Source organism: Mangrovibacter plantisponsor, assembly GCF_003182475.1.
GTDB lineage: Bacteria > Pseudomonadota > Gammaproteobacteria > Enterobacterales > Enterobacteriaceae > Mangrovibacter > Mangrovibacter plantisponsor.
The window spans coordinates 23251-44821 of the sequence record NZ_QGTS01000021.1 but is presented as its reverse complement, the minus strand read 5'-3'; the positions used below and the strand labels follow the sequence as shown (position 1 = coordinate 44821).

The 21571-nt window shown below is 51.9% G+C and carries 18 protein-coding genes; 5 read left to right on the top strand and 13 right to left on the bottom strand.

Annotated elements, in window-relative coordinates; genetic code table 11:
• Positions 1-221 precede the first annotated feature (221 nt).
• Positions 222-2432, bottom strand: coding sequence for a ferric-rhodotorulic acid/ferric-coprogen receptor FhuE (fhuE, locus tag DES37_RS23235; protein WP_110028039.1), 2211 nt, complete (start codon positions 2430-2432; stop codon positions 222-224).
• A gap of 401 nt (positions 2433-2833) precedes the next feature.
• Between fhuE and DES37_RS23230 the strand changes: the two genes are divergently transcribed.
• A complete protein-coding gene (locus tag DES37_RS23230) occupies positions 2834-3931 on the top strand; it encodes a YncE family protein (RefSeq protein WP_110028038.1) in 1098 nt (365 codons plus the stop codon).
• Positions 3932-4026: 95 nt separating this feature from the next.
• Here the strand turns inward: DES37_RS23230 and DES37_RS23225 are convergent, their stop codons facing one another.
• The 9 genes from DES37_RS23225 to DES37_RS23185 form a co-directional block, all read right to left on the bottom strand.
• Positions 4027-4806 carry a heme ABC transporter ATP-binding protein gene (locus DES37_RS23225; protein ID WP_110028037.1) on the bottom strand — a complete coding sequence of 260 codons (780 nt, stop codon included), beginning with the start codon at positions 4804-4806 and terminating at the stop codon, positions 4027-4029.
• Positions 4796-5797, bottom strand: a complete 1002-nt coding sequence (locus DES37_RS23220) for a FecCD family ABC transporter permease (protein WP_110028036.1) — start codon at positions 5795-5797, stop codon at positions 4796-4798. The genes DES37_RS23225 and DES37_RS23220 overlap by 11 nt, the downstream gene beginning before the upstream one ends.
• Positions 5794-6612, bottom strand: coding sequence for a heme/hemin ABC transporter substrate-binding protein (locus DES37_RS23215; RefSeq protein WP_110028035.1), 819 nt, complete (start codon positions 6610-6612; stop codon positions 5794-5796). Before DES37_RS23215 ends, DES37_RS23220 begins: the two co-directional genes overlap by 4 nt.
• The gene (locus DES37_RS23210) at positions 6609-7664 is read right to left on the bottom strand and encodes a hemin-degrading factor (protein ID WP_036110296.1); all 1056 of its coding nucleotides are present in this window, start codon (positions 7662-7664) and stop codon (positions 6609-6611) included. The genes DES37_RS23215 and DES37_RS23210 overlap by 4 nt, the downstream gene beginning before the upstream one ends.
• 92 nt (positions 7665-7756) lie before the next feature.
• Positions 7757-10129 (bottom strand): TonB-dependent receptor domain-containing protein, encoded by a 2373-nt coding sequence (locus DES37_RS23205; protein ID WP_110028034.1) that lies wholly within the window; start codon positions 10127-10129, stop codon positions 7757-7759.
• 290 nt (positions 10130-10419) lie between these two features.
• Complete coding sequence (gene hutX / locus DES37_RS23200) at positions 10420-10908, bottom strand: heme utilization cystosolic carrier protein HutX (protein WP_110028033.1); 489 nt, start codon at positions 10906-10908, stop codon at positions 10420-10422.
• Entirely contained in the window at positions 10905-12260 is a 1356-nt protein-coding gene (gene hutW / locus DES37_RS23195) for a heme anaerobic degradation radical SAM methyltransferase ChuW/HutW (protein WP_425451735.1), read from the bottom strand. Before hutW ends, hutX begins: the two co-directional genes overlap by 4 nt.
• 351 nt (positions 12261-12611) lie before the next feature.
• Positions 12612-12857 (bottom strand): DUF2543 family protein, encoded by a 246-nt coding sequence (locus tag DES37_RS23190; protein ID WP_036110284.1) that lies wholly within the window; start codon positions 12855-12857, stop codon positions 12612-12614.
• Positions 12858-13005: 148 nt separating this feature from the next.
• Positions 13006-13896 (bottom strand): LysR family transcriptional regulator, encoded by an 891-nt coding sequence (locus tag DES37_RS23185; protein ID WP_110028032.1) that lies wholly within the window; start codon positions 13894-13896, stop codon positions 13006-13008.
• Positions 13897-13984: 88 nt separating this feature from the next.
• Here DES37_RS23185 and DES37_RS23180 point away from each other — a divergent pair, with 88 nt between their 5' ends.
• The 4 genes from DES37_RS23180 (at position 13985) to mmuM (ending at position 18715) form a co-directional block, all read left to right on the top strand.
• Positions 13985-15433: a coniferyl aldehyde dehydrogenase gene (locus tag DES37_RS23180; protein ID WP_281271495.1), complete on the top strand. Its 1449-nt coding sequence runs from the start codon at positions 13985-13987 to the stop codon at positions 15431-15433.
• A 32-nt stretch (positions 15434-15465) separates the two neighbouring features.
• Entirely contained in the window at positions 15466-16143 is a 678-nt protein-coding gene (locus tag DES37_RS23175; protein WP_036110277.1) for a type 1 glutamine amidotransferase domain-containing protein, read from the top strand.
• A 207-nt stretch (positions 16144-16350) separates the two neighbouring features.
• Positions 16351-17784, top strand: a complete 1434-nt coding sequence (mmuP, locus tag DES37_RS23170; RefSeq protein WP_036110274.1) for an S-methylmethionine permease — start codon at positions 16351-16353, stop codon at positions 17782-17784.
• Positions 17771-18715 (top strand): homocysteine S-methyltransferase, encoded by a 945-nt coding sequence (gene mmuM, locus DES37_RS23165; protein ID WP_110028030.1) that lies wholly within the window; start codon positions 17771-17773, stop codon positions 18713-18715. The genes mmuP and mmuM overlap by 14 nt, the downstream gene beginning before the upstream one ends.
• Before the next feature lie 92 nt (positions 18716-18807).
• Here mmuM and DES37_RS23160 read toward each other — a convergent pair whose 3' ends face one another.
• The 3 genes from DES37_RS23160 to DES37_RS23150 are packed head-to-tail and all read right to left on the bottom strand — an operon-like array spanning position 18808 to position 21397.
• Positions 18808-19629 (bottom strand): PfkB family carbohydrate kinase, encoded by an 822-nt coding sequence (locus DES37_RS23160; protein WP_110028029.1) that lies wholly within the window; start codon positions 19627-19629, stop codon positions 18808-18810.
• Between the two features lie 7 nt (positions 19630-19636).
• Entirely contained in the window at positions 19637-20614 is a 978-nt protein-coding gene (locus DES37_RS23155; RefSeq protein ID WP_110028028.1) for an SIS domain-containing protein, read from the bottom strand.
• A 3-nt stretch (positions 20615-20617) separates the two neighbouring features.
• The gene (locus DES37_RS23150; protein WP_036110263.1) at positions 20618-21397 is read right to left on the bottom strand and encodes a lysine/arginine/ornithine ABC transporter substrate-binding protein; all 780 of its coding nucleotides are present in this window, start codon (positions 21395-21397) and stop codon (positions 20618-20620) included.
• Positions 21398-21571: the final 174 nt, after the last annotated feature.

Sequence of the window (21571 nt, the reverse complement as noted above, 5' to 3'; positions counted from 1 at the left end):
ATTTCGCAGCGCGCAGTGTAAAGCACAATGCCCGGGCAGACTACGTCTTTGGTTTAAGTCTGGCTGTTATCTTGCGTAAAGGCGAGGGTCAACAACAAATATTCGCGGGAGTTTTGGGCAGAACATCAAAAAACGGTGTCCAGTTCCCCGGAAGTACGGCAACAATCTGGCAGACCACAGCCCTGAATCTGCAAGGCTGTGGTTATTTAAAAAGCGAATATTCAGAACTGCCAGGTGACACTGACCGACATGTTACGTGGCTCACCATACACATAGTTGTTCATATACGTGTAGTATTTGCGGTCAAACAGGTTGCTGATATTCCCCTGAACAGAAACTTGTTTGGTCACCTGATAACGGGCAAACAGGTTTGCCAGCGGGTAGCTTCCCTGGTACACGCGTTTGGTTGTGCCATCTGGTGCGCTGACATCGTCGAATACTCTGTTTTGCCAGTTGACGCCGCCGCCCAGCGTAAGGGCAGGAAGCTCAGGAAGATTGTAGCTGGCGAACAGTTTGAAGCTGGTTTGGGGTTGATCCGGGTTATAACGGCCATCGGAATCCCTGGCCACATAACGCGTTGCGCCGAACGTCATTTGCAGGTTATCGGTAAGCGCCCCATTCAGTTCAAATTCCGCGCCCTTGCTGCGTGCGCCTTTCGTAGCAACATAAGCCTGTTCACTGCTGTTATTCACATAAGCGCCACTGACTTCCTGGCCGACATTGTTTTGTTCAATGCGGAAAATAGCCATGGTGGCAGTCAGGCGGCCATCAAGCCAGGCGGATTTCAGCCCGGTTTCGTAACTTTTCCCGGTAACCGGGGCCAGGTAGTGGCCACTGGTGTCACGGTAAGTTTGCGGCTGAAAAATCGAGGTATAGCTGGCGTAAGCAGACCAGGTGTCGTTAATGTCATACACCACACCGGCATAAGGCGTGGTGTTGTTCTTTTTCATATCACCACTACTGCCAATAGTGCTGTACTGGGTGTAGCGGGCCCCTACAATCAGCGATAACGGGTCGGCCAGTGAAAAACGTGCTGCGGTATAAGCGGATTTCTGCCGCACGACATCATTAGCGTTTGCATACCAGTCGCTCCAGTTCGGTTCTGCGATGTTGCCATTCCAGCTATTATTGAAAATACCGATGTCGCCGGTTGCAATGTCATAAGCGTCTTCATCGGTAACCCCATCCCGGCTGTAGGTGGAATTATGCTGGCGGCTATACGTGAGGCCTGCCATTAGCTGGTGTTGCCGCCCGAACAGTTCGAATGGGCCACTGGCATAACCATCCACAGACGTTTGTTCTCGTTTGCCCCGGTCCATACTGCCAAAACCATCGGCACCTTCCCCGGTTTGCTCATTTGGAGTGGAGAGGTAACCCACATACAGCAATTTATCACTGAAGGTATTTTCAGCATGGGTGCCATTCAGGCGGAAGGACCACCCGTTATCAAAGTTATGTGTCAGGTCGGCATAAACTTTACGAACGGTGGTGTGGTAATACGTCCAGTCTGCTGAAGAGTTCAGGCTGCGCCGGTAGTGGGTCAATGAGCTGTTGCTGTAGAAAACGGGGTTGCCACCCCAGGTAGGATCCCGGGTGTCTGCATCCTGGTAATCCCAGGCCAGAGACAGCGTGGTACTGTCATTCAGGTCTGCGTCGAGTACACCATATAAAAACTTGGTGTTTTTATGGTAGCGATCCAGCCAGCTGTCCTGATCCTGATACCCCGCAATAACACGGCCACGAATCGTTCCGGAATCATTTAATGGTGTGCTGATATCAGCCACATAACGTTGTTTATTCCAACTGCCATAGCTGGCGGTGAGGTTACCGGTGAATGTTTTACTGTCGGCATGTTTACGTACCATGTTGACTGAAGCCGCCGGGCTGCCAGCCCCGGTCATCAGCCCGGTTGCCCCGCGCACCACTTCAATGCGGTCATAAATAGCGGTATCGGATGCGGCATCACCAAAATTCCAGGCATCACCCATGCTGGTGGGAATGCCATCGTAGGTGAAATTCGTGATTTGGAAACCCCGGGAGTAGTAATAAGAGCGCTCGCTGTCATCCTGTTGAACTGAGATACCTGTGGTATTGCCCAGAACGTCATTAACTGTTTGCAACTGCTGGTCCTGCATGCGCTGCTGAGTCACCACACTGAGCGACTGCGGAACGTCTCGCGGAGTCAGTAGCAGTTTGGTGCCAGCCCGCGTAGTTTTAACCTGGTAATCTTTGCTTTCCTGGGAAGCTGTGTCTTTCTTCGTTGTAGCATTCACCACCATGGTTTGTTCGTTGCTGGTTGTGTCGGTTGTGGTGCCATCGGCCGCAATAGCCTGAGTTGGGCTGACCAGTGTATGAATTGCCAGTGCGAGAAGAGAAAGCGTGTATCTGGGTTGAAGAACCGGTTTTCCCGGTTCCCTGTGATTAAAAGACATAATATCCCCGTCCAAAAAGCAAATTGCCACTGCGCAGCTTTTTGATTTGCTGCATCAGAGTAGGTGAGCACATAGCAGGCTCATTATGAGAAAATAAATGATAATCATTTTCTTTATTATTCGTAGAGATATTAATGATAAATATGTAATTCTTTGTATCGGAATAACGGGGAGGTTGAATGGCGTTGTTATTGGTTAACTATATAATTTAAAAAAGAAAATTTTATTTTTTCTGCCTGGCTGTAAGGTAAGAATGGTCTGTGGTTATTTGTCACTACACAGTGCCTGTCTGTTTTTCCGGATATTTGCTAATCGCTTTTTAACGCGTATGATTCTCATTCTCTTTTTTCCTGTGTTGCCTGGGGCCAAATAGTACCAGGCATTGATTAATGGAGCCTGGAATGAAATCGTTTTGCAGTTTGCCCAAAAGCGGTATTGCCACGCTGGTTGCCGCCACCCTTGCCCTTGCTGCCTGCCAGCATCAGCCTGAAAAAACTGCGGCTCCCACGCCCACAGTGGCTGCTAAGCCAGTAAACCTGCAAGTTGTTACTCAGCGCGAAGTGGGCGATGGCTTATATGAAATGGCTTATTCGCCAGTGGCTGATGCGTTATATGTTGCCAGTGCTCAGAGCTTTAAAAATGTTAATGGCGGCGTTATCTATCGCCTGAACCCGGTTACGCTTGCCACGGAAGGAGAAACACATACCGACCTGAAAAACTTTGGCATGGTGGCTGATAACGCAGGTGCTGTTTTCTATACCTCTAACTCCCTTGATGGCACTATTTCTAAAGTTGATGCCCGCAGCGGTAAGGTGTTGCAGCGGTTAAATTTAGGTGGGAAGAAAGACAAAGACGGCGATTTGCCGGGCGCGCGCGAATTGTTATTGCAGGGGCATAATTTGTACGTAAGCCGGGTGGCGGACCCGGGCTTTATTTCTATTGTGGATACACGCACTTTCAAACTGGCTGGCACTATTCAACATGCCGGGAAGTGGGTAACCGGTTTGCTTTACTCACCTTCAATGGGTGTTGTGTACGCAGCGAACGGCGATGGTGAGATTCTGGTGATTAACCCGCGAACCCACAAAATAGAGCACCGCTGGACAGCGGGCGATGGCAACAAATATCTCTTCCTGAATATGGCGGAAGACCCGGCTACCGGGCGTTTATTGGTAACCGATAATTCGCAGGGGAAAACCACGCTGGTTTTTGATGAGCATACTGGGCGGGTAATTAAACGTATTCCGGGTGATGCACTGGGGATTAAATTCAATACGCAGCGCAATGAAATCTACATTTCCCAACGTGAAACGAAGAAGGTATTGCAACTGGATGCCACAACTTATGCAGTGAAGCACAGTTGGTCATTCGATACCAATCCGAACAGCCTGTTGGTATCACCGGATGGCAACACCTTGTATGTTACGCTCAAACAACCGTTTAACCAGGATAACTCAACACCGGGTAAAGACAGCGTGGTGCGTATTGCGCTGAAGTAACAGGTGGTGTGGCTGATAAACTTGCACTGCCACCCTGAATGCACAGTGCTTATCAGATGCGCCGTAAAACCCCGTCCTTCAGGGCGGGGAGGATGTCAAGAACACAGAAATACCTGCGGAGCACCTTCTTTTGGATGTTCACCCACCAGGACCTCCGCGCCATACCAGCGGTTAATTATTGGTGCCTGAATAACAGCCTCTGGTTTCCCCTCTGCGACCAGCTTCCCCTGGTGCATCAACAACACCCTGCTGGCCCACAACGCAGCCAGGTTCAGGTCGTGAAGTACCGTGAAAACATGCAAGTTCGCCCCCGAAGTGAGGGTTTTCAGCAGGCGCATCAGGTGCTGCTGATGGCGTAGATCCAGGGCTGACGTCGGTTCATCAAGGAACAACCAGCCTTGTGGCGCACCATTATTCCACAGTTGTGCCAGGCAACGAGCCAGTTGCACACGCTGTTGTTCACCACCCGATAATGTGCCACACAGCCGGTTGGCAAACGTATCGCAACCGGTAAGCGCCAGCACTTGCTGCACTATGCTGTGTTCATGCAGTGGCCCCCATGGCGCGCGCCCCATCGCCACCACCGCTGCCACCGGCCAGTTTGCCAGCCCCCGGGTATGTTGCAACATAACTGCCCGCTGGCGGGAAAGCGCTTGTGCAGGCCAGCCAGAAAGCGGCTGGCCTGCTAACAGTAATTCTCCGTGTTCTGCCGGCAGATAACCGGTCAGCAGGCGCAATAGTGTCGATTTTCCCGCCCCGTTCGGGCCGATTAATGCCACGCGTTCCCCGGGCCTGAGTTCCAGTGAAATATCATCCACCAGCCAGCGTGCTTCCCGCTGTATGCGCAGGTTTTTCGCAATTAAGCTACCACTCACGGCCAATGCTCCTCTGGCGAAAAATAAGCCATAAAAACCAGGGGGCTCCCAGCAGGCTGGTAATCAGCCCAACCGGCATTTCCGCCGGAGCCACCAGTGTGCGGGCGGCCGTATCGGCAACCAGCAACAGCATTGCCCCGGCAAGGAGTGAACCCGGCACCAGAGCCCGGTGGTTCGGCCCCAGCCACATTCGTATCAAGTGCGGTATAACCAGGCCAATAAACCCAATAATGCCGCTGACAGCCACAGAGGCCGCCACTAATAACGCACTGGAAAGCAGAAGTATTCGTTGCAACTGCGGCACATTGACACCCAGGTAGTGGGCTTCTTCTTCTCCCAGTTGCAGTAAGTCCAGTTGGCGACGGGCCAGGCTGATAACAATGGCCGACGGCACAATAAATACGGCAGCTACGGTCAGACTTGCCCATTGTGCCTGCCCGAGACTGCCCATGCCCCACTGGGAAAGTTGGCGTAGTTGCGAGTCGCTGCTTACCCAGGACAACAGGCCGACTGCAGCGCCACACAGTGCATTAATGGCAAGCCCGACCAGCAGCAAACGCGACATCGCATTATCCTGAGCCTGGCTAAGGAGGAAAATGACCAGCATAACGGCCAGACTACCGATAAATGCTGCCACGACAGGCATCCATAGTGCTATCCAGGCAGGAACGGGCAGGGGTAAAACCAGCCAGCAGGCAACAGCGAGCGCGCTACCGCTGCTAATTCCCAACAACCCCGGGTCGGCCAGCGGGTTGCGAAACAACCCCTGCATCACGCAGCCAGAGGCGGCCAGTGCTGCACCAAGGAGTAAAGCCAGAAGCACTCGCGGAAGGCGCACGGTCAGCCATATTTGGCGCAGAGCCCCAGCGCCTGGTTGCCATAACTGCCTTAAGGGTAATGACATTGCACCCTGCGTGGTGGCAAACAGTGTCAGCCCCACCAGCAGCAATACCATTCCCCACAATGCCCAGGTCACAGCCCGTTGGTTCATGGGAGTTGCTCCGCTTTATGGCGCAACGCCAGCAGTGCCTGCGGGGTACGCAGGCTGAAACCGAGTAGTGCCATATCATCGACGAACAGCACTTGTTTATTGCGCCCTGCGGGGGTTTCCGCCAGACCCGGGAGTTTCCACAAACCGGCTTCACCCCCCAGGCTTTTCAGTCCATCAGCGGAAATAACAATTAAGTCTGGTTTGCTGGCAATAATCCCTTCCTGAGACAGACCGCGGTAGTGGGTGAAACCCTGCATAGAATTTTGCAGGCCAGCGGCACGAATGGCGCTGTCTGCCGCAGTTTCCTGCCCTGCGACCTGGGTTCCCATACCTCCGTGGCTCAGTAAAAACAGTACCCGTTTGTTTAGCTGAGTTGTGGGCAGCGCGGCAATTTCAGCAGCCAGATGCTGGCGTAATTTTTCGCCCGGAGCGGTTTTCCCCAGTGCGGCGGCTACCACGGCAATTTTCTGGTCGATAGCAGACAGTGTGTTATCGCCGGGAACAGTGACGACCCTGACATGGTTTTCCGCGACGGTATTCAAGACCGATGACGGTTGTGCCTGGCTTCCTGCCAGCACCAGCGTTGGGTGAAGTGACAAAATACCTTCGGTATTCAACTGCCGGACATAACCGACATCCGGCAGTTTGTTCGCCGCCTCAGGCCAGGTGCTGGTGGTATCTCGCCCAACCAGTTCAGCCTGCACACCCAGAGCCCAGGCTATTTCGGTAATGTCTCCACCCAGCGTAATCACCCGGGGAGTGGCAGATAACACCCAAAAAGGTACAACCATCAATAACAACAGATATTTTTTCATACCACAGTTCCTGCCTTGCACAGTGCGTCCACTTGCTCACGCCACAGCGCCTGTTCTGGTTCACCCTCACTGCGCTGACCATACAACTGCGCGATTTGTGTGCCATCTTCAGCAAACAGCTCCAGACTGGTGACATGCCCATCCGCGGTGGGTTTGCGCGTAACCCAGCTTTCTGCAATTGCGGCATTATCCAGGTGTAGCGTGAAGCGTTCATTGAAGATGTTGAACCAGCCTTTCATCGGTGCCAGCTTTTCGAGTTTCCCGGTGAAAATTTGTACGCACCCGCGGTTACCGACAAAAATCATAATTTCGTTCCCTTGCTGTAAAACGGTTTCCAGCAGAGCGGGCAGGGCAGTATTGCTGACCTGGCAGGCGAGATCATTTCCCACCAGACGAAAAGCCTGCTGGCGTGAAACCCGGTGTTTTTTCAGCAGGCCAAAGAACTGATGCACATCTGTGAGCGCACGCCATTCCTGGTCCACCGCCACGCCATCGGCTTGTTGTGCGTACTGTGCGGTTTCTGCTGCGCTGATGGTCAACGCCATGGGTTCCGGTGCTGTAAAACGGGCTACCAGTGCGCTCCATTCCACCATGCGGGTTTGTGCCGTGGCCCAGACTTTTAAAATGGCATCGCCCTGTGCATCAAAAAATTGAATACTCTGGCGTACCCCGTGCGGCCCCTGTTCACGCAGGAGGAAAACACTGGCCCAGTGGTTCAAAAACAGGCGTAAATCCAGAGCGCGTGGGTTAAGCACTAAACCGGCATGCTCACCGATACGCTGGTTGGTAAAACTGCCCAGTTGCTCGTGAACGGCCCAGGTATTGCGGCAAATACATTTTGTTTCACCAACGGTTTCCAGCGCTGCGATGATATCGGCGATTTCACCACACAGGCGCACGGCATCGTGCCCCACACGGGCACAGGCGAGTTCAGCTTCGCTGACAGACAGCGTACTGGCGATATCCCGGGCATATTTGCCCGGCTCATGGCTTTTTATTGCCTGATATTCCTGCCAGATGGCAGCGAAATCGGGTGTCAGTAATGCAGGCATATTTTTATTCTCTGTGTGAAAGTAAACCCCCCGGCAGCGATACCGGGGGGGCAGGATCCCCTGCGAATAAAGTTGAAATAATGGTGATGGAATTAGAAATCCACGTTCACGCCCAATTGCCAGGTACGCCCGGGCATCACGGCTAATGCTTTGTCGTAAGCATCCTGTGCGGTTGATTCCTCAATGGTTCTGCTGCTCAGGTAATCCCAGTATTTACGGTCTGTGATGTTATAGACCCCGCCACGGATTTTGACGTGCTCAGCCACTTTCCACCACGCGGTCCAGTCCAGCAGGCCATAACCCGGCACCCGCATATATTCGCTGCTGGCGCTGGTAATCGCTGAGCCGGTGTTGGTGTAAGACTCCCGGTTGGTGGCCGTTGCACGTTTGCCTTTCACAAAAGTGGCTGTAAGGGCTGTACCGTAACGTTTTGCCGGGTCGTCCCATGCCACACCAATCACTGCTTTCATTGGCGCTACGCTGTCCAGGTCTACATATTTGTCGCCCAGGTAGCTGGATTTGGATTTCCCTTCGGTGTAACCCAGTGCCAGCGTGGTGCTCAGGCCATCCACTTGCTCAAACCAGGTGCCATAGTTAATTTTTGCGCTAATTTCCCCGCCCCATATATAAGCTTTATCGCGGTTCTCAGCCTGGTAAATGGTATAGATGTTGGACGGCACATTAGTGAATTTGGCTGCATTACCTGAGCGGGTGTAACGGGTATAAGCGATAAAGTTTTTATAGCTGTTATAGAACATGGCAGTATGCAGAGTGACGCCTTCAGTCACTTCGCCTTTCAGGCCCAGTTCGAAGTTATTACTGGTTTCAGTTTTTAAATCAGTATTCCCCACCAGTGCATATTGCTGGCTGCCTGCGTAGCTGGAACCCATATTCCATGAACCGTACAACTGGCTGGCGTTCGGGAACTCAGCACCTCGTTTATATTGCAGGTAAGTCATCAGGCGCGGAGTGATGTCGTACTGGAATGTCAGTGACGGCAGTAACTGGGTGTCTGAGTTTTTGCCATATAAAGCAGCCACTTCTGATTCATCCAGCACAGTGCTGTTGCTGGTCAGGCTGGAGAGGTTTTCTGGCTTGATTGACTGATGAACCACGCGCACGCCAGGAATAATGGCAAAATGGTGCCCGTCTGGAGTGAAGTTGATTTGATCCTGCATGAACGCGCCCAGCGTGTAGCTACGGCTGTCGGCTTCAGGTTGCATTATCTCACTGTAAACACTGGGCAACGGATTCTGGCTGAACGGGCGTTTGGTTTGCGTGGTGCTGGCATTAAATCCGGCACTCAGGTCGTGGCGGCCAATGGTTTTTGCCAGCGCGTTCTGGATCCCCCATGTGTCGGTATCATAGTTGGAATTTACCGTCTCCATGGTGGCGGTGACACTGTCTGGCATGTAAGTGTTGTCATGGGCTTCAGTGTGCTGGTAATAAACTTTGGTGGACATGCTGTCCAGCCAGTCATTCATTGGTGTCCAGTCATCTTTCAGGCTGAGGCCCCAACGGCGAGTTTCGCTGGTCTGGGCTGCGGTGCCAATCACGGAACTGCCACTGCTGTTCCAGGCATCGTAGTGGGTATGGTTGGTTTTATGGTAGTAATCCAGCGTACCGGTAAATTTGTGCTGGTCGTTGGGTTGCCAAATTCCCGATGCCATCATGGCATCGGAATGCCAGTTAGCCGGGTAAGCACTGAGTGTTCCGCTGTTATTGCGTGTTTCTTGCCCATCGCGGCGGCTGTAAACAAACACACCACGCAGGTTGTCATCCCCTGCGGCGCTGGTTATCCCGTTGTGCCAGCTCCGGTCTGCTGAGTCATAATCACTTTGGTAACCGAAATAGGTTTCTTTGCCAGGATGCAGGTAATCATCTGCGGATTTTGGCCGGAAGGAGACATTTCCCCCAATTGAGGTATTCGCCTGGTCGGTTGCTGTTGCTCCGGATTCAATATCGACACTGCCGTACATGTAAGGGTCGATATAGTCGCGGCCAATGCCAAAGGTATTCAGCCCGGCGCGGCTAACATAACTGCGCCCGGTGGCATCAGGTTGGGGGATCCCGTCCACATCGATACCAACACGGTTACTCTCCAGACCCCGAATGTTGTAGCCAGTATAGCCGCCGCGGTCGAAACCGCTTTTACCATTACCGGAACCACCACTGGCACCTGTTGCGCTGATTAAGGGTTCATAGCGCATTACAGAGCCAAAGTCATTTGCGCCTTTATTCTGCAATTCCTGAGCACTGACGGAATGAGTGCTGCCCGCTTTTTGCGCCGGCGCGGGAGCGGTTACTACTATTTTTTCAGCGGTATCTTGTTTTGTCTCTGTGGCGTTGGTTGTAGCTGTACCGGTGTCTGCTGCCAGAACAGAGGTGTGGTACAGCGCTGCGAGTAGCGATGTCGCCAGCATGCTTTTCCGGAAACTGTGCGGAAAAAATTGCGATTTATACATAATGTTTTGTAAGCCTTAGCATTTATTAGTATCCGGCTCACGCCTTCCTTCCAGTAACCCCGCCAATGGGTAAGGGCCAGTCTGAATATTCGCGCGTATTGTTATTTTTTGTGAATGATAATAATTATGATTATCATATGCAATACAGTAATTGGATTATTCTCATTGCGGTTGGTTGCATCGTGGTGCTGTGGGAGCTTCGGTGGAAAAGACTTACATAACAGAGCAGTACCCGGCTACAGTGAGTGTCGTCGGGTACTATTGAACAACAGAAATGTGGTTTTCAGGTTTCAGGCATTCAGTGCCTGGGCCAGGGTACGAAAGGCATTGAGCTGGGCGGTTAATAGCTGTTTGTGCTCGTCCCGGCCAATAAAGATTTTGAACATCGCGTTTCCCGTACTATTGAGAAACAGGATTGAGGCTGTATCCATACCCATAAAACGGCGTTCAACAAAGGCTATGTGGTGGCAATTATCAGCCCGAATATGCCCTGAAACACCTTGTTTGCCGCGCAGGTTAAAATACCCATGGCGGTGAAATCCTGAAGGCAGAACCCCTGAAAATTCAAGAATAACATCTTCGGTATGTACCAGCAGGGTAACGGTGCCCCATTCACCAGCTTGTGACCAGATATTATCAAAATGGCTGCCAGGTACGATAACCGCGCCGGGAAGATGGCTGATAACCTCCCTGAGCGATGTGTTGTACTGGCTGGCAATGGACTCCAGTGTGCCTTCCGGCTGAGTTGCCAGAAACTGCGTTAATGTATTGAGACTCATAAACCACTCCGTGCGGGTTGTTCATTGGCTGTTGCTTGGGTATTTAACTGTGGGAGGAGAGCCTGTAGTGCTTGCAGGATATTGCTTGCCCAAAAACGCCCTTCGTTTGTGAGCCGGATGCAGGTTGAGGCATCCTGCGTTAGCCCGGCGAGATGCCACTGTTGTAATAATGGTGCCAGTTCACTGGCGTGAGCCGTCAGTTCTGGCAGCGGGATACGTGCGGTTTCTACTGCAGCCTGGAGCTGATGCCGCCATTGGTAACTGGCTTCCATTGGGCGCATCATCACCATGACTGGCTTTGCGTGGGCTGCAACCATGCCATGCCAGGCATCCAGATTGCGCTGGTTCATCCATGACCAGCCGTTCACCGAGCCACCAGCCCCGGCACCAAATGCCAGACAATCTGCGCCCTGTTTTATCAGCAGGTTGTAGATATTGCGCTCCCGGGGAGTGCCTGCCCAGTGGCTGTTGCTGATACAGCGCCAGCCAGCCTGTTGCATAAAATCACAACCCTGTAGGTAACGATCGCGTCGCTCTGCAGGCGATGCTACCTGAGTGCGCCCATTGGCAACTGCTTTGCCCAGCGGGGTATCGGCAAACAGGTTAAGCGCATAGAGGTCAACACCATCCAGCCCGATATCCCGGGCTATAGCCAGGTCTTGCCCCCAGTTATCAGCATCCTGCCCGGGCAGGCCGAACATTAAGTCACAGACAATAGCGGCCTTATCCCGGCGAACAAGGTTTTCCATAAAGGCAACGGCTTCCGGGCCACTGGCAGTACGAGCCATTTTTTTGCGAATTTTACTGTTAAAAGACTGAATCCCAATGGAAAAACGGTTTGCACCGGCATCCAGACAAGCGTCTATTCGATTATCATCGAAATTCAGTACCCGCCCTTCAATGGTAATTTCACAATCTGGTGCCAGCGGTAACCGCTCACGCAGGGTGGTAATGATACGTGCCAGATCACCCGCAGCCAGTGCAGAAGGTGTGCCTCCTCCAAAGTAAACGCCATGAACAGGTGCCGACTGACACAATGCGCTGTCTGCTTCCTGCTCAATTTCCTGCAATAAGCGCTCGGTGTAGTGAGCACAGAGCTGTTCATTGTAACGGTTCTGGTAAAAGCCACAGAAGGTACAGTGTGTTGCACAGAAAGGAATATGCAGATAAACCAGCCGCTTACGTGGCGGTGCAGGGTGGTTTATCAGGCGTTGCCAGCTTTCATGTACTTTCTCTTTGGCGACCGGTGCAGAACCGCGCCAGGGCATGGTTGCACTCCGGTCTTCAAATGGTTGCCCGCCTGCCCGGGCAAACCAGGGGGTAAGATCCAGAACTGAGTTATTTTTCAACATATTGATATTTCATCTTTTTGCTATGTGTTCATTTGCAAAAGAATAAATGCAAATGATAATCAATTGTGTTTATAAGAATGATGGCGCAGGATGTCCAGCGTCAGAAAAAGAATTGCGGTGGGTTGTTGATAAATATCAAATCCTGTTGCACTGCACAGCCATGGATGCAGCGACAAGCAGAAGTAGAAGTAACGCAGCCCGGATGGGTTGGAAGTGTGTGAATTCGTTATCTGGCTATGTGGTACTTTCCCAGGCCAGATAAAGAATTAATAGGGTTTTGTGGCTGGCTCTTTGGCCTGAACAGGATAACTGCACAGGGGGGATAGCCTGTGCAGCATGTTTTATAGTTTGTTATTCATTACCCCATTGGTTGAGGAAATTGGCAATTTCATCAATACGTTGTGCATTAATACCGGCTTCGGTTGCCATGTCTGCCTGAGCCTGTTCGCTAATTTCTTCGTTATTCATTAAACGGGTAATCAGCAACTGGAAATAGTGCGCCAGCGCGTCGCGTTCAGCCTCGCTGACTGCCTGTTCAGTTTCTGTCGAATACTCATCTGTGATGTCATAAAACTTGAGCGGAATGGCCTGGTTCATTGGTTGTCCCCGGAGGTTAAGTTTGTGCCTGTGGGCAGGTTTAGTACATTGCTGTGATAATACCATTTGTGCCCGGCTTTCTGGCACAAATTGCGTAAACCTGCATTGGCTGGTGGTACTGGCTACCTGCCTGCCACGGCGAGTGATTTCACTCGTGGCCGTTTACTATTTGTAGCAGCGTTTGCCGGGCGTGCGCCAGGCGTGGTTTGCGTAATGCACTGGGTAGCCAGATCAGGCTATAGCGAATCTCTGTGTTACTGACTGGTGCCACCAACTGGCTGAGTTTCCCTTGTGAAATCTCGGCGCGGCATAAAAAGCCGGGCATGGCTGTCCAGCCGAAACCTTTGCACAGCAGAGTGCGTTGCCCGCGTAAATCTTTTCCCACTACAGCAGGGAGCAGGGCTGAACAGGGGATCTTATTTTTATCCAGCCACTCTTTAATCAGCGACAACTCAAGGTTGTAAGCCAGAAGCGGTTCCTTGAGTAAGTCGTGAGCAAAGTTGTTGCTTTGGTTCAGGCGGGCGGCAATCTCTGGCGAAGCGACAGCAATAATTTGGTCTGTGAAAATGACTTCGCTTTTTAAGCGTGTATCGGTAACCGGGTGTGCGGTGATACCCAGGTCACAGTGCCCTTCTAACACCATTTGCGTAACCATCGGACCATCCCCGGTATGCAGATGTACCCGGATCCCACTCTGGAGTAATGGCAGGAGAACGTCTGCCAGCTTTTCAGCCACAAAGTCTGAGTGGCCAATAATTTGTAATGTACCGGAGACATCCATAGAGCGCGCCCTGGCAGAGGCCAGTGCCGACTCTGCGGCGTCGAGTTTATCGCCGATATCTGCCGCTAAGTCGTCAGCGGTTGCTGTCGGGACAACGCCCTGAGATTGCCGTTCAAACAACGGCCTGCCTATTGCGACTTCCAGCCCACTGATATGTTGCGACACAGCAGGTTGTGTCAGGTTCAGTGCGCGGGCCGCCGCAGAAATGGAGTGCTGGCGGTAAACTTCCATAAATGTACGCAATCGTATTAAAGACACAGCTCACCCATAAATTTATTTATACCCCTGTGAAAATAGCGTTGTTACCACCTGAACGCCAGAATCTTTAAGCTGACCGCAATCAATAATCAAGACGACGGGACAGGTAACTAACATGACGCCTCAACAACAACTCCAGGATTTGTCGGCCATTCTTCGCAGCATGAAGGCGTTTCATCTGCAACACGGGCCTGCTACTGCCCAGGTACGACGTGACCGGTTAATGCGCAGCGCCAACCTGATACGTGAAAACTATGCCAGGCTGACAACAGCCATCAGCGACGATTTTGGCCACCGCAGTGGGTACCAGACTATGGCGGCAGACCTGATAACCACAATCAATATGCTTACCCATTCCGCCGATAACCTGGAGCAGTGGATGCAACCTGAGGTTGCCGCGGTTCCTGTTGATGGCATGCAGGCATGGACCGAGCCGCAACCATTAGGCGTTGTTGGGATAATCAGCCCGTGGAATTTCCCAATTAACCTGGCTTTTGGCCCACTTGCCGGTGTTTTCGCCGCAGGTAATACCGCCATGCTGAAACCGTCTGAGCTAACCCCCAGAACGTCGGAACTGCTTGCAGAATTAGTGCCCCGTTATTTTTCGCCAAATGAGTTAACTGTGGTCCTGGGCGATGCGGATACCGGGCAGGCATTCAGCCGTTTGCCCTTCGACCACCTGGTCTTTACCGGTAGCACGGCTGTTGGCCGCCATGTGATGCGCGCCGCGGCAGAGAACCTGGTGCCTGTCACACTGGAGTTGGGCGGCAAGTCTCCTGTGGTGGTTGACGTTGATGCCGACCCTGTTGTTGCAGCCGAACGCACGTTAACCATAAAAACATTCAATGCCGGGCAAATTTGTATCTCGCCGGATTATGTGTTGCTCCCGGAACAGCTGGAATCAGCATTTGTGGCGGCAGCACAGGCATTTGTTGGCAAAACTTTCCCGACACTGCAAAGCAATGAAGACTACACCTCTGTCATTAACGAACGGCATTTCTTACGTCTTTTGAACTTGCTTGAAGATGCGCGGAGCAAAGGTGCCCGGGTAATTAGCCTGGCACCGGGTAATGAGCCTGCTTTCGATAACCAGAGCAGGAAAATCGCACCCCATATTATTCTTGATGTAACGGAAGAGATGCTGGTGATGCAGGAGGAGATTTTCGGCCCACTGCTCCCGGTGAAAACTTATGCTGCCGATGTCAGTGAGGCTATCCGTTATATCAATGCAGGCCCGCGTCCACTGGCAGTGTATTACTTTGGCCATGATGCTGAACGCCAGAAACAGCTGCGGTTACACACAACGTCTGGTGCTCTGGTTATCAACGATGTGATGACCCATGCATCTATAGACAGCCTGCCATTTGGTGGAGTGGGGGCATCTGGTACTGGCGCTTATCACGGTGTGCATGGTTTCCGGCGTTTCAGCCATGCCAAACCGGTCGTTGTTCAGGAGAGTGCCGGGCACTCTAATCTTCGTCTTCGCGCACCTTACCAGGACAAGGTAATTGCCGCCGAAGCATTTCTAAAAAATTAAACCATCTGTACTGTCCATATTCAGGAGTAAACATGAAAATTTTAATGGTTCTGACTTCACATTCCGCATTAGGCAACACGGGTAAGAAAACCGGGTTTTGGCTGGAAGAATTTGCTGCCCCTTATTATGTCTTTAAGGATGCAGGCGCTGAAGTGGTACTGGCTTCACCTGCTGGAGGCCAGCCGCCGCTGGATCCAAAAAGTGATTTGCCTGACTTCCAGACTGCGCTAACGGCACGTTTCAAAACCGATAAAGTTGCCCAGAATGCGCTGGCGAATACAGTCAAACTGGAGACGGTATCGCAAGAGGATTTTGACACCGTGTTTTATCCAGGCGGTCACGGGCCGTTATGGGATCTGGCTGAATCCAGCACATCCATTGAACTGATTGAGTCGTTCAACCGTGCCGGGAAGCCAGTTGCGTTTGTGTGCCACGCACCAGGTGTATTGCGCCATGTGAAAAATAACCAGGGTGAGTTGCTGATTAAAGGGCGTAATGTCACCGGCTTTACTAATAGTGAAGAAGACGCTGTTGAATTAACTCATGTGGTTCCTTTTCTGATTGAAGATGAGTTTATCGCAGCGGGTGCTCATTATTCTAAAGGCCCGGACTGGATGCCGTATGTTGTGGAAGATGGCAACCTGATTACTGGCCAGAACCCTGCAAGTTCAGAAGCTGTGGCTGCCGCGTTACTGAAAAAAGTGCAGTAACGCGCGCGAAGACCTGGGTAACCTGTTAAGTGCACTGGTATGCATGCCAGTGCACTCTGGTAAAACTTATGGGACTATTGAATGGGCGCCTGGCCAAACTCCCTGCCTTCTGTATTGTTTTGTAAATTGTTTTTTGCATTTTACCCGCCATAACGGTATAACAGATGCCATTCGGAAGTTTAGACGTCTATACGTTCAGAAGGTAATATGCAGGACTCCACCACATCGCACGCAGCCCGGCAGCAGGAAGAAGGGCAGCTTAAGCGCACCATGAAAACCCGCCACCTGATTATGCTCTCTTTAGGGGGCGTGATTGGTACCGGGCTGTTTTTTAACACGGGCTATATTATTTCCACTACCGGTGCTCTGGGCACGTTACTGGCGTATTTGATAGGCGCACTGGTTGTCTGGCTGGTGATGCAGTGCCTGGGTGAGCTTTCTGTCGCCATGCCGGAAACGGGGGCATTCCATGTGTACTCAGCACGCTACCTTGGCCCGGCAACGGGGTATACTGTCGCCTGGCTGTACTGGCTTACCTGGACTGTTGCATTAGGGTCGAGTTTTACCGCGGCCGGTTTTTGTATGCAGTACTGGTTCCCACAGGTGCCAGTCTGGGTGTGGTGCCTGGTTTTCTGTGTGCTGATCTTCGGCCTGAACGTGGTATCTACCCGCTTCTTTGCCGAAGGGGAGTTCTGGTTCTCAATTATTAAAGTTATCACCATTGTGGCGTTTATTGTGCTGGGTGCGGCGGCCATCTTCGGTTTTCTGCCAATGAAAGACGGTTCACCGGCTCCGTTGCTGCACAATATTACCGACAGTGGCTGGTTCCCTCATGGTGGTTTGCCCATTTTGATGACGATGGTTGCGGTGAACTTCGCGTTTTCCGGTACCGAGTTAATTGGTATTGCAGCAGGTGAAACAGAAAACCCGCAAAAAGTGATTCCGGTTGCCATTCGCACTACAATTGCCCGGTTGATCATCTTTTTTATTGGTACTGTTTTTGTGCTGGCGGCATTGATCCCTGCGGACCAGGCTGGTGTGGTGAAAAGCCCGTTTGTGCTGGTGTTTGAGAAAGTCGGAATACCGGGGGCTGCGGATATCTTTAACTTCGTCATCCTCACGGCGATTCTCTCTGCCGCTAATTCCGGGTTGTATGCCTCCGGGCGCATGCTGTGGTCGTTGTCCCGTGAACGCACGCTACCGGCCTGTTTCTCTCGCCTGACCCGCCGTGGTGTTCCGCTCACTGCATTATCTGTCAGTATGCTGGGCGGTGTGCTGGCGTTGTTTTCCAGCGTGGTGGCTCCCGACACCGTGTACGTGGCACTTTCGGCGATTTCCGGGTTTGCTGTGGTGGCAGTGTGGCTGAGTATTTGTGCTGCGCATTATGTGTTCCGCCGCCAGCATATTGCCGCCGGGCGGGCGTTAAGTGAATTACATTACCGCGCTCCCTGGTTCCCGGTGACACCGGTGTTAGGGTTTGTTTTGTGTCTGTTAGCTTGTGTTGGCCTGGCGTTTGACCCGGAGCAGCGCATTGCATTATGGTGCGGGCTGCCGTTTGTTGCCCTGTGCTACGGCGTTTATTACCTCACACAGTATTTGGCAAAACGTAACCAACCGGAGGTGGAACATGTCACTGATTGATCCCGTACAACACGCGTTGCAACACAGCTCTTTTTTAGTGCTGGACGGCGCAATGGCAACGGAACTGGAAAGCCGGGGATGCAACCTGGCAGACAGCCTCTGGTCGGCGAAAGTTCTACTGGAAAACCCACAACTGATTTACCAGGTCCACCTGGATTATTTCCGTGCCGGGGCACAGGTTGCCATTACAGCCAGTTACCAGGCAACACCTGCCGGGTTTGCTGCTCGTGGCATCAGCCATGGTCAGTCTCTGGAATTAATTACCCAAAGTGCACGCCTCGCCTGCCAGGCGCGTGAGGATTACCTGGCAGAACACTCCGGCTCCCCGGCGTTACTGGTGGCCGGTTCTGTTGGCCCCTATGGCGCTTTTCTGGCAGACGGTTCTGAGTACCGTGGTGATTACCAGCGTACAGTTGTGGAGTTCCAGGACTTTCACCGCCCGCGTATTGCGGCTTTGGTTGAAGGTGGTGTTGATCTGCTGGCCTGTGAAACCCAGCCTTCTTTTGCTGAAACCCAGGCATTAGTTGGATTACTGGCAGAGGAGTTTCCTGCGCTGCCCGCCTGGTTCTCATTTACGCTGCGTGACAGTGAGCACTTGAGTGATGGTACGCCGCTGGCAACAGTGGTGAGCTTCCTGAACGATTACCCGCAGGTTATTGCGGTGGGAGTGAACTGCATTGCGCTGGAGAAAACCACGGCTGCGTTAACTACGCTTCATGAGCTGACTGCGTTGCCACTGGTGGTGTACCCCAATTCAGGCGAACAATACGACGCAGTGACCAAAACCTGGCATCACAGTGGTGAAGCCTGCCACCAACTGGCTCACTATTTACCAGACTGGCTGGCAAGCGGTGCCCGGTTAATTGGTGGCTGTTGCCGTACCACACCGGCGGATATCGCAAGCATCGCAGCCGGGGCACACCGCCATTAATTCTGGCAGATAAAAAGGCCCATCCGGGTGGATGGGCAAGGTCAGAATCGCGCGCTTTCTGGCGCGCGCAACACATTCTCACTCAACACATTTTATAGCAGTGCCAATTGTATGGGTTCCCCAAATGCGCCATCTGTAGTGCAAACCTGTGCAGCAAAATCAGCGCCTGCTTGTAAGCTGGTTACCAGGTTTTTCCCGCTCAGGTGCGCCAGCAAGAACGCAGTAATAAAACCATCCCCGGCACCCAGAGTATCTACCGCTGTAATCGGCGTCGGGTGCTGGAACAGCCATGTTTCACCATCGAATAATAACGCGCCTTCCTCGCCACGGGTTGCCACGGTAATGGCCCCACCTTTATGGTGCGCTTCGGCCAGCAACTCACGGGTTTCACTTAATGAGCGTTCAGAGCAGGAAAAGAAGGCATAGTCCAGCCACTGGCAACAGGCCAGTGCGTTGTCTGGGGTAAAGTCATCTGAAAAGTCATAACTGAGCAAGCCGGGAAGGCGGGCCAGTTGTGGTAACAGGTGTTCGGTATAGCTGTAAGCTGCACTGTGTATCAGAGAAAACTCACTAAGCCAGGGCTGATGTTGCAGGATGAAATCCATGGGAGTGCGCTGGCGTACTCCCCCGGCGTTCGAGCCCAAAAATACCCGGTCGCCATTCTGAATAGTGAGGGTGGCAAAGCCACTCTCACCTGGGACATCAAGGCAGTGGCGGGTTTGGATCTGCCGGTTTGCCAATATCTGGCGAATATGTGCTGCTGCCGCATCATCACCAAAAATACCCAAATAGGCCGTATCAGCATAGAGTTCATGGGCAAACACGCTGAAATTCAGCGCATTACCTCCCGGGTAACCGAGGCCGGTATGTTGATAGCGGTCAATAACATTATCGCCCAATCCCAGTACTTTCATTCTGCCCTCAGTATTCGATTTTGCCCATATACCTGCGTGTTTCCAGTGGGTGCTGGCGAATTGTTGCCAGTGACGCCCGGTAATCACACATCACACTGTAGAACAGTATGGGGTTAAAGTAGTCCACTACACTGGCGTCTATTGCCCCAAGCCCCAGTTCGCGGGCATCAACAATTTCGGTTTTCTCTGCGTGGTGTGCCAGAAACCGCACCACACGCTCATCCAATGGGCGAGTAAGCCCCTCGTTAACCAGCACAATCCATGGTGTGGAGTGATCGGTGACTTCGAAGGGACCATGGAAATATTCACCGCTATGGATACTGGCGGCGTTAAGCCATTGCATTTCCATCAATGAGCAGATAGCAAAACCATAGGCGTGCCCATAGGATGCACCACTCGACAGGACATAAAATAACGATTCATCAGCAAAGCGCCGGGCAAAATCTTCAACGCGAGCAGTTATTTTCTGGCGAGCACGGCTAATCAGTGCATCTATCATGCTCATACCGTGGTGAAAAGCGGAGTTACTGGCATAACCTTCAGTGTGATTGAGTGCATTGACACACAGACTAAGGATGATAGCCATCGGGTTATTAACGACCTGGCTGGTGTCACCCCATTCATAAAGAATGTGGCGCGTTGCTGCTTGTAACAGTGATGCATCAGAATTATGCGTAAGGCAAATTGTGGCACTGCCATTTTGTTGTGCCAACTGTGCTGCTGCTACAGATTCCGGCGTGTTCCCACCATGTGAGCAGACGATAGTTAGTGTTTGCGGGCCCAGAGTCCTGGGGGGGGCACAGACAAACTCATTGGCTGTCATCATATAACTGCGCAGTTCACGGGCCTCACGGTTTAAAAAGTAATGAGCCGGATACATATCGACCAGTGACCCGCCACAGGCCACCAGAACAATGTGTTTTAACGGTAAGGTCGCACTGAAATGAGAGTGCAGTAAGTCGGTAATCAGCGTGGTGGTATTCATTTATTACTCGCCATATACATTGAAACTAAAATATTTTTTTGCCAGTTTGTCGTAAGTGCCATTTGCCCGAATTGCCGCGATTGCTGCGTTTATTCGCGCCAGATGCCCTGTATCTTCTTTGCGCAATCCGATTCCCGTTCCAGGGCCAAATATTGCAGGGTCTTTTACCTGGTCACCTTTTAGTTCGAAATTTTTGCCCTGAGGCTTAGTTAGCAAAGCTTCTGTAACGACAGTTGCATCATCCAGCGTTCCGTCAATGCGCCCTGCAACCAGGTCGGCGTAAACGGCTTCGGCACTGGGGTAGGAGACCAACTCGACTCCGGCATCACGCCAGTGCCTTTGGGCGTAGACTTCGAATACTGAACCCTGCTGTACACCAATACGTTTTCCTTTCAGGCTCGCGGCCGTAGGGAGCAGATCATTATTTTTCCCCGCAACCAGGTATGCCGGGGTGTTAAAAAGCTTATTGCTGAAGGCAATAGCTTTTTTGCGTTCATCAGTAATAGAAAGTGAGGACAGGATGGCATCGAATTTACGGGCTTTCAGTGCCGGAATCAGCCCATCAAAGCTGTTTTCCACCCACTGGCACTTCACCTGCATTTGGGCACAAATGGCGTTTCCCAAATCGATGTCAAAACCGGTAAGCGCACCAGTTGATGTTTTGGATTCAAACGGGGGAAATGTTGGGTCAGTCCCCAGGCGCAGTACTTCTTCTGCCCCCCAACCTGGGGACGCAATGCAACAGGCAACACTCAGGCACAACACAGACAGTACGCGCTTCATGATGATTCCTTAAGTTGACCATAAAAAAGACCATAAAATATATACTCACTGTTTCTTTCTTGTGCAATAAAATTTTATCTGAAATGGAAATATATATTTATATTATGATGTTATGGTATATTTTTGCTGATGGGAGAGAAAATAGGTTGTCGATTAACGTACTGATTATAAAAT